Annotated in this window: 9 protein-coding genes; 2 read left to right on the top strand and 7 right to left on the bottom strand. The window is 67.1% G+C overall.

Going from position 1 to position 12421, the window contains the following annotated elements:
- Window position 1 precedes the first annotated feature (1 nt).
- The 6 genes from ABD156_RS43165 to ABD156_RS43140 all read right to left on the bottom strand — a co-directional run bounded on the left by ABD156_RS43165 (window position 2) and on the right by ABD156_RS43140 (window position 7328).
- Window positions 2–982, bottom strand: a complete 981-nt coding sequence (locus tag ABD156_RS43165) for a CobW family GTP-binding protein (protein ID WP_344287173.1) — start codon at window positions 980–982, stop codon at window positions 2–4.
- Window positions 983–995: 13 nt separating this feature from the next.
- The gene (locus ABD156_RS43160; RefSeq protein WP_344287171.1) at window positions 996–2357 is read right to left on the bottom strand and encodes a UbiD family decarboxylase; all 1362 of its coding nucleotides are present in this window, start codon (window positions 2355–2357) and stop codon (window positions 996–998) included.
- The gene (locus tag ABD156_RS43155; protein WP_344287169.1) at window positions 2354–2959 is read right to left on the bottom strand and encodes a UbiX family flavin prenyltransferase; all 606 of its coding nucleotides are present in this window, start codon (window positions 2957–2959) and stop codon (window positions 2354–2356) included. The genes ABD156_RS43160 and ABD156_RS43155 overlap by 4 nt, the downstream gene beginning before the upstream one ends.
- Before the next feature lie 9 nt (window positions 2960–2968).
- The gene (locus ABD156_RS43150; RefSeq protein WP_344287167.1) at window positions 2969–4321 is read right to left on the bottom strand and encodes a nucleobase:cation symporter-2 family protein; all 1353 of its coding nucleotides are present in this window, start codon (window positions 4319–4321) and stop codon (window positions 2969–2971) included.
- A 210-nt stretch (window positions 4322–4531) separates the two neighbouring features.
- Window positions 4532–5893: a nucleobase:cation symporter-2 family protein gene (locus ABD156_RS43145; RefSeq protein ID WP_344287165.1), complete on the bottom strand. Its 1362-nt coding sequence runs from the start codon at window positions 5891–5893 to the stop codon at window positions 4532–4534.
- A 34-nt stretch (window positions 5894–5927) separates the two neighbouring features.
- Complete coding sequence (locus ABD156_RS43140) at window positions 5928–7328, bottom strand: amidohydrolase (protein WP_344287163.1); 1401 nt, start codon at window positions 7326–7328, stop codon at window positions 5928–5930.
- A 340-nt stretch (window positions 7329–7668) separates the two neighbouring features.
- On the opposite strand from ABD156_RS43140, the gene ABD156_RS43135 reads away from it, so the two are divergent.
- Window positions 7669–8652 (top strand): amidohydrolase family protein, encoded by a 984-nt coding sequence (locus tag ABD156_RS43135; protein WP_009081542.1) that lies wholly within the window; start codon window positions 7669–7671, stop codon window positions 8650–8652.
- 22 nt (window positions 8653–8674) lie between these two features.
- Here ABD156_RS43135 and ABD156_RS43130 read toward each other — a convergent pair whose 3' ends face one another.
- Complete coding sequence (locus tag ABD156_RS43130) at window positions 8675–9670, bottom strand: LacI family DNA-binding transcriptional regulator (RefSeq protein ID WP_344287160.1); 996 nt, start codon at window positions 9668–9670, stop codon at window positions 8675–8677.
- Between the two features lie 83 nt (window positions 9671–9753).
- On the opposite strand from ABD156_RS43130, the gene pucD reads away from it, so the two are divergent.
- Window positions 9754–12087 carry a xanthine dehydrogenase subunit D gene (pucD, locus tag ABD156_RS43125; protein WP_344287158.1) on the top strand — a complete coding sequence of 778 codons (2334 nt, stop codon included), beginning with the start codon at window positions 9754–9756 and terminating at the stop codon, window positions 12085–12087.
- Window positions 12088–12421: the final 334 nt, after the last annotated feature.

Here is a 12421-nt window from a genome sequence, read left to right as displayed (position 1 = left end):
GTCACCGTCCAACCGCGGTGAGGCTGCAGCGCGACACGGTGTCGGTCAGCTCCGCGCGGTCCAGGTTTCGGCCGATGAGCACGAGCTTGCTGACCGGCGGCTCCTCGCCCCACTCTCCCGCATCGGTCAATTCGTAAATCCGGTGCACGCCCTGCAGCACCGTGCGACGGTCGAAAGCCAGGATTCCCTTGAACCGGTACAGATCGTCGCCGCGTTCGGCCAGCAACGCAGTGAGCCACTGTTCGAACGCGGCGCGGTCCAGGGGGCAGTCGAGTTCGATCGAGACGGATTCCAGCGTCGGGTCGTGGTGGTGGGACTCGTCTTCGAGCCAGCCTGGATCGGCGGCGACGGTGCGGTTCAGGTCGAAGGCGTTGATGCCGAGGATGTCGTCCAGGTCGACGCTCCCGTAACTGGACGTGAGGATGTCCGCGGTCGCGTTCACCGAGCGGAGCCGCGTGCGCAGTTCCTCGATTTCCGGGTCGGTGACCAGGTCGATCTTGTTGAGCACGATCCGGTCGGCGAACGCGATCTGGTTGCTCACCTGGCCGCCGACGCCGTCGTGCTCGCCCTCCTCGAGATGGCTGCCGACGTGCCGCGCGTCGACCAGCGTGACGATCGCGTCCAGTGCGAAGGCCGCCGACACCTCGTCGTCCACGAAGAACGTCTGCGCGACCGGGTTCGGGTCGGCCATTCCGCTGGTCTCGATGAGGATCCGGTCGAACCGTTCGCGCCGGCGCAGCAGCGACTGCAGGATTTCGATCAGGTCGGTGCGCGCGGTGCAGCACAGGCAGCAGCCGTTGCTCATTTCGATGATCTTCTCGTCGCCGCCGAGCACGAGCGCGTTGTCGATCGGGATTTCGCCGAACTCGTTCTCGATCACCGCGATCCGGTGCCCGTGGTTCGCGGTGAGGATGTGGTTGACGAGCGTGGTTTTGCCGGAGCCGAGAAAGCCGGTCAGTACCGTCACCGGGATTTTGGCCATGATGATTCCCTCCTTAACCGTTCCCGCCGAGAATCCGGCGAGCGTGCTGGCGTGCTTCTTCGGAGACGACAATGCGGTTGCCGTCGAACTGCGGGCCGCGGGTGGCGTCCAGGCCCATCCGGGACGTCGTGCCGTCGGAGCCCGAGGACGGGTCGAGCGGCGATCCGGGCAGACCGTCCACAGTGAACAAGTCTTGGTGTGGCTGGAAATGCGTGGCGAGTGCCCAGAGCACGTCGCTGTCATTGGTGACGTCGACGTCCTCGTCCACCGCGATCACCGTCTTCACGTACGGGTCCCAGCCGAGCAGGCCGAGCATCACCTGGCGGGCTTGCCCGGGTCGTCGCTGGCGTAGTGCGACATAGCAATGGAAGTGCGTGCCGGACGTCGGGTAATGGACTGCGGTGACGTCCGGGAAGCGCGCCTTGAGTTTCTCCGCCATTTCCGATTCTCGCGGAACGCGGGCGAGATTCAGGTGCTCGTCGGTGTTTCCGCCGACGACGTCGATGAGCATGGCGTCGGAGCGGCGCATGATCGTTTGCACGCGGAGCACGTTGTTGGTCGAGCGGTTCGAGGAATAGCCGGAGAATTCGCCGAACGGGCCTTCATCCGCGTGCTCGGAGGCGTCGATCGTGCCCTCCAGCACGAAGTCCGACCAGGCCGGAACGCCGATGCCGTGCTGCGGGGTGCGCACGACTTCCAGCGGTTCGCCGAGCAATCCGCCCGCCACCGCGCGTTCGTCCACGTCGTAGCCGACCCGTGCGGACGCGGCGAGCATGAACAGCGGATGCCCGCCGAGCACCATCGCGACCGGCATCGGCTCGCCGCGTTCGGCGTATTTCTGAAGCATCCGCCACAGGTCGCCCCGAGAATGAAGACTGGTCGCCAATTCGGTGCGGGAATGCGGCATCGCCCGGTGGTAGCTGAGGTTGCCGACGCCGGTGTCCGGATCCTCCGCGACGATGATGCCGCTGGTGACGTAAGGGGATCGGTCGCTGGCGAAGTGCCGCAGCATCGGGATGGTCGCCAAGTCGACATCAGTCGTCACGTCGTCCAGCACGGGCCCGCTGTCGACCACTCTCGGCGGCATCGCGCGAAGCGCACGCTGCTGGTAGGCACTGTGCAAACCGGACGGTCCGGTTTCGAGCATGCGGGCGATGCGCTGCCGCGAAGCGAACAGGTTGCTGACCACCGGCACGTCCAGCCCGGTCACCTTCCGGAACAGCACCATCTCGTGCCGCCCGGCGGCGGCGAGTTCGTAAATCACCCCGGTGACGCCCTCGTCGGCCGGAACGGGATCGTCGAGGACGAGCACGTCGTCGGGAAAATCCTGGCGATACTGGTCGACGAAAGCATGGGGATCTTGCCGGTGGTTCACCGCGAAACTCCTTGCGAGGCGGGCGGCCCCTGCCAGCGCGCGAACAGTTCGTTCTCGATGCCGAACTGGTCGAGCACCTTGCCGGTCAGGTGGGCGAGGATGTCCTCAATGGACTCGGGCTGGTGGTAGAAGGCGGGCACCGGCGGCAGCACGGTCGCGCCCGCCTCGGTCACCGCCACGAGATTGCGCAGATGCACGAGGCTCAACGGGGTTTCCCTGGCGACGAGCACGAGCGGACGGCGTTCTTTTAGTGTCACGTCGGCGGCGCGGACGAGCAGGTCGTCGCTGTAGCCGTGCGCGATCCCGGCGACGGTTTTCATCGAGCACGGCACGACGACCATGCCCATGGTGCGAAAGGAACCGGACGCGATGGACGCGGCGATGTCCCCGCGCGCATGGCGGACATCAGCAAGTTCGGCCACCTCGGCGGGCGGCATTCCGGTTTCCAGTTCGATGGTGCGGTGCGCGGCCCGGGACATGACCAGATGCGTTTCCACCGTGCCGAGCTTGCGCAGCGCGGTCAGCAGGTGGACAGCAAGGTGCGGGCCGCTGGCCCCGGTGATGCCGACGATCAGCCGGGGCCGCTGCGGTTCGGTGCCCATGACGTCCTTTCAGGACTGGGAAAGCTTCGCGGCGGGTTCTCGGTGCACGAGCGGCTCTTCCGGCCGCCGTTTCCGAGCAGCGAAGAAAAGCAGGTTCAGCAGCACCGCCAGTACGGTGCCGGTGGCCACGCCGCTCTTCAGGAAAACCTGTGCGGCGAACGGAAACTGTTTGTAAAAGTCCGGCGCGCCTGCGGGGATCAAGCCGACGCCGAGCGACAGCATGACGATCACGAGATTGCCGGTCTGGTTGAAGTCCACCCGGGACAGCAGCTGAATGCCGGACACCGTCAGCGCCGCGAAGGTGGCGACGGCGGCCGCGCCGATCACCGGTTGCGGGATCGCCGCGATCACCCGGCCGATCGGCTGCACCACCCCGAAAACCACCAGGATCATGCCGCCGACCGCGACCGGGTAACGGCTGCGCACCTTCGTCAGCGCGACGAGTCCGATGTTCTGGCCGAACGTGGTGTAGGCGAAACCGTTGAACACGCCGCTGAGCGCGGTGAGCAGTCCGTCCACCCGGAGCAGATTGGCGATGTCGCGCGGTCCGACCTTCTTGCCGACCACCTGGCCGACCGCGAGGCCCTGTCCGGACGCCTCGACCATCAGCACGAAAACGATCACCAGGAACAGCAGAATCGACGGAATGTCGAAATGCAACGCTCCGTAATGCATCGGTCGCAGAAGTCCGAAGACCGGGCCATGGGCGACTCCGGCGAGGCTGCCCAATCCGGTCACCCAGCCGACGATCGCGCCGACAGTGAGCGCGATCAGCATCGCGAGCTGGCCGAGCAGACCGCGGAACACCCGGTAGAACACCGCGATCAAGGCGAGTGTGAACCCGGCCAGCGCGAGATTCGCCGGCGCACCGTAGTTGTGCGCGGACGGATTGGAACCGGCGATGAGTTTCAGCCCGACCGGGATCAGCGTCAATCCGATCAACGTGATGACCGTGCCGGTGACGACCTCCGGGAACAGCTTGAGCAGCTTGCTGAACAACGGCGCGATCAGCACCCAGAGCACGCCGACCACGAGCAGCGAGCCGTACACTGTGGACAGGCCCTGCGTGCTGCCGATCAGCACCATCGGGACGATTCCGTTGGACGCCGCGCCGACCACGAGCGGCATCCGGATGCCGAATTTCCAGACGCCGAACGCCTGCAGCATGGTGCCGATCCCGGCGAGCACTAGGTCGACGCTGACCAGGTCGGCGATCTGCGACTGGGGCAGGCCCAGCCCGGCGCCGACCACGATCGGCACCACGACGACACCGGCGTACATCACGAGCACGTGCTGCAAACCCAGCAGCACCAGCGGGCCGAATCGGGGACGTTCGTCCACCGGGGACAGGGGACTGGCCATGATTCCCTCACCTCGTCGGGCCGGCGGGACCGGGAAGCGGCCGGGCCGGGCGGATCGTGGGTCGTCGCCGGAGCCGGACGGGCAGCCGGCGTCGATGACCCCCGGCCGCGCGCGAATCCTGCCGCCGCACCTACGGGGTTATGGAATGAGCGAAGATTTTTCCTTCCCTGCAAGGAGTTTCGACTATGGTGCATCGGAAGCCGCCGAGGGTCAATACCCGGGAGCGGCTTCCGGCCCGGTGCGCGGAGCCCGCTCGCGGCGGTTGAGCACGAGGTTCAGCAGGAACGCCGCGATGCCGCCGGCCGCGATGCCGCTCGTGAGCACGGTCTGCACCACCACGGGCAGATGTTGGTAAAACTCTGGCGCGCCGACCGGCAAAAGACCGAAGCCGAACGAGATGGCGACGATCAAGATATTGCGCCCGTTGCTGAGATCCGCCTGGCTCATGATGCGCAGACCGACCGCTCCGACGGTGCCGAACATGACCACTCCGACGCCGCCGAGCACCGGCCCGGGCAGCGACGCGACGGCCGCGCCGAGTTTCGGCACCAGGCTCATGAGCACCAGCACCGCGCCCGCGGTGGCGACCACGAACCGGCTCATCACGCGGGTGATGCTGACCAGCCCGACGTTCTCGCCGAAGGTGACGACGGTGAACGAGCCGAACACGCCCGCGAACGCGGAGCCGATCCCGTCCGCGCGCAATGCCCGGGAAATCTCGGGCGGGCCGACGTCGCGGCCGACGATCTGCCCGATGGCGAGCGTGTCGCCGGTCGATTCCACCATGTTCACCAGCTGCACGATGATCATCGGCAGCAAGGCGGACAAGGCAAACGTCGGCATGCCGAATTCGAACGGCTTCACGACGCCGACCCAATCCGCGTGCCCGACCGAGCTGAAGTCGGCCATGCCGAGCGGGATCGCCACGAGCGTCCCGACGGCCAGCGCGATCAGGATCGCGAAACGGCGCACCGCGGGCGGGGCGAACCGTTCCAAACAGACAGTCAGCACAATGGTGCCCAGCCCGAGAATCAGCCGTCCGGCCGAACCGTGGTCGGCGGCGCCCGGATTGGACCCGGCGATCAGCGTCGCGGTGGAGGGCAGCAGCGAGAACCCGATGATCGCGATGATCGTCCCGGTCACGATCGGCGGGAAGAACCGGATCAGCTTGCTGAACCACGGCGCGACCAGCCAGGTCAGCAGCCCGGCGACGATCGTCGCGCCGAAGACCGCGGGCAGCCCGGCCTCCTTGCCGACGATGATCGCCGGGGTGATGCCGGTGAAGGTCGAGCCCATCACGATCGGCAGCCGGACGCCGACGTTGCCGATCCCGAGCGTCTGCAACAGCGTCGCGATGCCGCTGACCAGCACGTTCGCCGTGACGAGCGTGGCGATCTGCGCGGTGGACAGGCCGACGCCGAGCCCGATCAGCAGCGGGACGGTGACCATTCCGGAATAGGCGACCAGTAGGTGCTGGACACCGAGCGGGAGCATTTGCCGCAGCCGGGGGACGGTGTCGACCGCGTCGCGGGTCGTGGTTTCGGCTCGGGTGGTGCGCGGACGGAATCGCATGGTTTCCTCCACAGCGGGGAAAGGGGAGCGCGGATCACCGCGCCCAGGGAGTGAGCAGTCCGCCCATGCCGCTGCGCTTCAGCAGCCGGGCCGCGTGCCGTTCCGCCTCGTCGGCGGCGGCCTCTTCGTCGACGCGGACGCACTGTCCGTCGCGGTAGACGATCTCGCCGCCCACGATCGTCAGCTCCACATCGGACCCGCGGGCGGAGTAGACGAGGGCGGCGACCGCCCGGTGCACCGGGCGCACGTGCGGACGGTCGAGCGCAGTCACGATGACGTCGGCGATCTTGCCCTCGCTGAGCACTCCCGCGTCGATTCCGGCGTAACGGGCCCCCTCGCGGGTGGCCATTTCCAGCGCGTCCTCGGCCCGCAGCGCCGTCGGGTCCAAAGTGGCCGTTCGCTGTCCGAAGACGCTGAGTTTCATCGCCTCGAAAAGATCTTGCCGATGACCGCAGCTGGGACCGTCGGTGCCCAGCGCGACCGGAACATTCTGCTTGCGCAGGTTCGCGATCTGCGCGGTGCCGGAGGCGAGGTAACCGTTGGACGCCGGGTTGTGCGAGACCCCCGCGCCCGCGGCGGCGACCTGCTCGATTTCGGCTTCGTCGAGCCAAATCGCGTGCGCGAGGGTGGCCCGTTCGTCGAGGAGTTCTTCCCTGGCGAGCCATTCCACCGGCCGGACCCCGTGGGTTTCGAGGTAGCTGACCGGATCGGTTTTGCTCTCGCAGCAATGGGTGTGCCAGCGAGTGCCGAATTCCCGGGCGAGTTCGACCGTCTGGCGGACGAGTTTCTGTTCCACGTAACAGAGGTTGAGCGCGGCGGGCCACACCGCGACCTTGGCCGTCGGCGGCCGGTGTTGCATTGCCTCGCGGGTGATCGCGAACTCGTCCTCGCTCGAGTAACGGAACAGTTCGATCGGCTGACCGCGGCGGTCGGCGATTTCGGTGCGTTCGCCCAGCATGCCGCGGGCCACCGCGCCGCGAAGGCCGGCCTCCTCGATGACATCGGCGACAGCGAGGGTCGTTTCAAGATCGCTTGGTGCGTAATGGTTGTCGATCACCGTCGTGATGCCGGCGCGCAACGCCTCGACCGCGCCGAGTCGTGCCCCGGCCACCGCTTCGGGTCCGGTGATCGCGATCGAATACGGCCACATGAATTCGCACAGCCACGGCACGATCGACATGCCTTCGCCGAGCCCGCGAGCGAGTGCTTGGTAGAGGTGGTTGTGCCCGTCGACCAGGCCCGGCAGTACGGCTTTGCCTCGACAGTCGACGACTTCTTCGGCGCGCCAGCGCTCAGTGCCGGATCCCGGTCCGACGCCGGCGATCCGGTCGCCGGTGATCGCGACGTAGCCGTTCTGGTGGACAGTGCGCCGGTCGTCGACGGTCACCACGGTGCCGCCGGTCAGGAGGAGGTCGCAGGGTTCCGCAGCCGACATCGGGCCGCCCTTCCCCGGGCGGGGTCGGACCCGGCCCGGCGGTCGTCTCCAGCGCGCGGCTGGAGGCAGCTGGCCGAACGGTTGGCCCGAAACGGGAGGTCACCGGCGCCCGGCAGCACCGCCGGGTCGTTCAATGCAAAGCCCTCGCGGTGCCGGTGTCAAGAGCCTTCTCCGGAAAAGTATTGCCGCGCAAGGCATTCGGCGATCATGTGTTGACAGCGGGCGGCGAAGGTGTTGCACTCGGTTGCGCCGGAGCGCGGATCGCGCTTCCGGGTCCCGTAGGTGCGGTGAAGCGCGGCCGGGGAGTCCTTTACTCAAGTCTTGCGTAAGGAGACATCCGGTGATTATCGATACCCATGTCCATCCGACGAATCTCGTCGACGAAGCCTGGCGGCACACCGGAACCCCGTTCACCGGCGAGCGCACGCTGGAAATGATGGACGGTCCATTCTGGATCAACGGCAAGCCGCGGCGCGTGGACGTCAGCTGCATCATGCCGCCGCCGGGCAACACGACCTGGCGCGAGGGCAACAAAACCGGCCGCGAAGGCATCCGCGAGTACCAGGCGTACGTGACCTCGCTGGTGCAGCAGTACCCGGACCGGTTCGTCGGGAACTTCATGTACAACCCGCGGTTCGGCCCGGAAAACGGCGCGGCGGAGCTGGCCTTCCACGTGAAGGAATACGGCTACAAGATGCTGAAACTGCACGCCAACATGCATTCCTACCGCCCGGACCGGGCGCTGGACTGGCTGCGGCCGGTGATGCGGGTGTGCGACGAACTCGGCGTGATCGTGCTGATCCACACCGGGGACGGGCCGTACTCGATCCCGACCCAGTTCTACCCGATCATCCGCGAGTTCCCGAACGTCACGTTCATTCTCGGCCATTTCGGCATCCAGACCGGCGGCGTCTACTGTTTCGAGGCGTTCTGGATGATCCAGGACTCGCCGAACGTGATCGGCGAATCGGGCTGGCTGCTGCAGTCGCGGATCGTCGAATTCGCCAAGGAGATGAAGAAGAGCGACCTGGTCTTCGGCACCGACTCGCCGCCGAACGAGCCCGGCATGTGGGCGCGGGAGCTGGAAGTGCTGTGCCACCAGCCGCCGCAGGGCCTGAACCTGTCCGAGGACGACCTGGAGGGCTACCTCGGCAACAACATGGCCAAGCTGCTCGGCCTCGCGCCGACGCCGCCGCCGAAGGACAAGGCGGAAGCCGAGGCGTATTTGCGCGGCGATATTCCGCAGGCCTCGGCGGCGAATACGCACGCTTCGCATTATCTCGGCTACACGCCGTCGGCGTGGGCTGAGGCCGCTAACTCCTGATTCGCTCGCGCCGGCTGCGAGGTCAGTCGCACCCGCAGCTGGCGCGCGCGGTCAGGTGCACGTCGAGGATGCGGTCTTCCGGCTGGGTTTCTTCTTTGATTTTGTCCAGAGTGGACACTGCGGCGTCGGCGAAATCGTCGAAGGAATGCCCGGCGGTGGACAGCGCGGGCCAGCTGTGCGCGGCAGCGTCGGTACCGCCGAAGCCAATCACCGCAAGGTCTTTCGGCACGCTCAAGCCAAGCTCCGCCGCGACAGTGAGCGTGTCGAGCGCCAGCCCGTCCGCGGTCGCCATGATCGCGCGCGGCCGCTCCGGCGACTGCAGCCATCGCCGGATGTCCGCCCGCGCGGCATGCCGATCCAGACCAGTCCGGACGACGTTGCCCGCACTCCTTTTCGCCGCCCGCATCGCCTCCGTCCAGCCGCGAGCCCGATCGGCCACCGGCCCGGACCGCGCGGTTCCGGTGAGACACCCGATCTCCCGGTAGCCGTGTCCGAGCAGATGTTCGGTGGTCAACCGCCCGCCCGCTCTGTTGTCCAGCACCACGGACGGCGCGGCGGCACCGGACGGGGCGTGGTGGTGGAGGTAGACGACCGGAACGTCCAAAGTGGAGTGCGTTGCCGCCGCTCCGGCGATCTCCGCGCGGACGAGCAGCAGACCGTCCACGCGCATGTTCGCCAGCGATTCGGCGTACCGCAGCTCCTGCTCCCGGGAGAACGCCGAATTTCCCAGCAGCACCAAGGATCCACGCGCGAACGCGGCCCGCTCGACCGCGTGGGTGAGCTGGGTGAAGTAGCCCTCGCTGCTGTCCGGCACGACCAGGCCGAGCACATTGCTGCGCGTGGACCGCAACGCCCGCGCGACGAGATTCGGCCGGTACCCGAGCTCGGCGATCGCTTGTTCCACTCGCGCCCGCGTGGCGGGGGCGACCGGACGCGGACCGTTGTTGAGCACGTAACTGACCACGGCCGGCGAGGTGCCCGCCAGCCGTGCGACATCGTCCCGGGTGACCCGCTGCATGCGCCAGACGATACCCGAAGAGCCGTTGACAGTCCCGATCTACACGTGTTGAATCCCGTGGAGTCGGCAACGCAGGAAAGCTGGTGGTCACTGTGGACTCGCTGGTACGCGCCGCGGAAACCGGGAAAGCCGCCGGGGTGGGCGAAAGCGCCCTCCGTCCGGACGGCGCCGCCAAGGTGACCGGCAGGTTCGCCTATTCGTCGGATTTGTGGATCGAGGGCATGGTCTGGGCGACCACGCTGCGCAGCCCGCACGCGGCCGCGCGGATCCGGTCCATCGACACGAGCAAAGCTCTCGCTCAACCGGGCGTGCACGCCGTGCTCACTCACGAGGACGTTCCCGGCGCGAAGACGTACGGCATGAAATCCGCCGACCAGCCGGTACTGGCTTTCGACGAAGTCCGCTACCACGGCGAACCAGTCGCGCTGGTCGCCGCCGACGACCCCGAAACCGCCCGCCAGGCGGCAAAACTGATCATCGTCGACTACGAACCGCTGACCCCGGTCACCGATCCGATGACGGTCCTGGACGAGGGTGTCCGCCCCGTCCATCCCGACGGAAACCTGGTACGACACGTAAAAATCCGCCACGGCGACCTTGCCCGCGCCCGCGCCGAGGCGGATGTCGTAGTCACCGGCGAGTACGAAGTCGGCATGCAGGACCAAGCTTTCCTCGGCCCGGAATCCGGCCTGGCAATTCCCTCCGAAGACGGCGGCGTCGAGCTTTACGTTTCCTCGCAATGGCTTCACAAAGACTTGGAACAACTTGCCCCGTGCCTAGGCCTGCCGCCCGAAAAAGTGCGCCTGACCATGGCAGGAGTCGGCGGTGCCTTCGGCGGCCGGGAAGACCTCTCCGTCCACGTGCACGCCTGCATGCTGGCCCTGCGACTGGGCCGTCCGGTGAAAATGTCCTACAACCGCTACGAATCCTTCTTCGGCCACGTACACCGCCATCCGGCAAAGATGCGTTACGAACACGGTGCCACCAAAGACGGACGTCTGGTCTACGTCAAAGCCCGCCTGGTTCTGGACGGCGGTGCCTACACCTCGACTTCGCCGGTAGTAATCGCCAATGCTTGCTACTTCGTCACCGGCGCCTACGACGTCCCGAACGCCGAAATCGACGGCCTGGCAGTCTTCACGAACAACCCGCCGTGCGGGGCGATGCGCGGTTTCGGTGCCGTCCAATCGGCCTATGGCTGTGAGTCCAATATGGACAAACTGGCTCAGGGGCTGGGCATGGACCCGATGGAATTGCGCCTCCGCAACGCCATGACCACAGGCACGGTTTTGCCCACCGGCCAAGCCGTCGACGGCCCAGCCCCCGTCGCGGAACTCCTGCAAGCCCTCCGAGACCGTCCGCTGCCTCCCGCCGCCGGTGTGGACCTGCTTTCTCTTCCAGGCGGAGCCGCCAACACGACGCACGGCGAGGGGGTGCGTCGCGGAGTCGGCTACGCGGTCGGGGTGAAAGCGATCGGCTACTCAGGAGGCGTCGACGACATCTCGACCGCGCGAGTCGCACTGACGGTGGTCAATGGCGCCCCGGTGGTCTCAGTGCACACCGCCGCCGCGGAATGCGGACAAGGCGTCACGACCGTCCAGTCGCAAGTGGCGAGCACGGAACTAGGCGTCTCCCGGATAGTCGTGTTACCCGCCGACACCCAAATCGGCGACGCCGGCTCCGCGTCCGCCTCCCGCATGACCTGGATGTCCACCGGGGCTGTGCAAGGTGCCTGCCGCCACATCGCACGTGAACTACTACGCCGCGCTACTGCCGCTTCTGGCCTCCCCGCGCTCTCCCTGGGTGACGACCAAGTCCTGGACCCCGCCGGACGCCCAGTGTGCTCGATCGCCGATCTCGTGGGTTCGGACACTCTTTCCCACACCTTCGAGTACCACCACCGCCCCACCCAAGGCATCGACCCGGAAACCGGCCAGGGCGACGCACACATCGCTTTCGCCTTCGCCGCCCACCGAGCGGTGGTGGACGTGGACGTGGAGCTGGGTTTGGTGAAGGTAGTCGAGCTGGCGACCGCCCAGGATGTCGGCAAGGCAATGAACCCGCTGGCAGTAGAAGGCCAAATCGAAGGCGGCAGCGTTCAGGGCCTGGGTTTGGCCCTGATGGAGGAAATCCTGGTCGACCGCGAGGGCCGGGTGCGCAACCCGTCCTTCACGGACTACCTGATCCCGACCGTGCTCGACGTACCGCCGATGCCGATCAGCGTGTTCGAATTCCCGCACCCGGACTCGCCCTACGGCCTGAACGGCGTGGGGGAGCCGCCGACCCTGTCGTCGACTCCCGCGATCCTGAACGCCCTCCGCTCGGCGACTGGCCTGCCGTTGCCGAACGCCCCTATTCGCCCGGACGACATCGCATTGGCTGGGGAGACGGGTGCGGGGTTGGGGGTTGCGTCGTGACTGGCTTGTCTTGCCGGACTTTCCGGTCCGCCCTGATGGCGTCGCCTTGGCCGGGGAGGCGGGTGCGGGGTCGCGGGCTGCATCGTGACTGGCCCGCCTTTGCCGAACTCTCCGGTTCGCACAGGACGGCATCGCGTTCGCCGGGGACGGGTGTGGGGGTTGGGGCCCGCTTCGTGATCGGCCCCTCTGTGTCGTGCTCCCCCGATCCGCTAGGCAGACATCACCTGGGGAGGGCGGATGGGTGCGGGCTTACGGGCCGCATCGTGACCGGCCCGCATTTGCCGAACTCTCCGATTCGCCCCGGACGCCATCGCCTTGGCCGAGCAGGCCGGAG

It is taken from the genome of Amycolatopsis albidoflavus, from assembly GCF_039525725.1.
Classification (GTDB): Bacteria; Actinomycetota; Actinomycetes; order Mycobacteriales; family Pseudonocardiaceae; genus Amycolatopsis; species Amycolatopsis albidoflava.
This window is presented reverse-complemented; position numbering and strand designations above follow the sequence as displayed.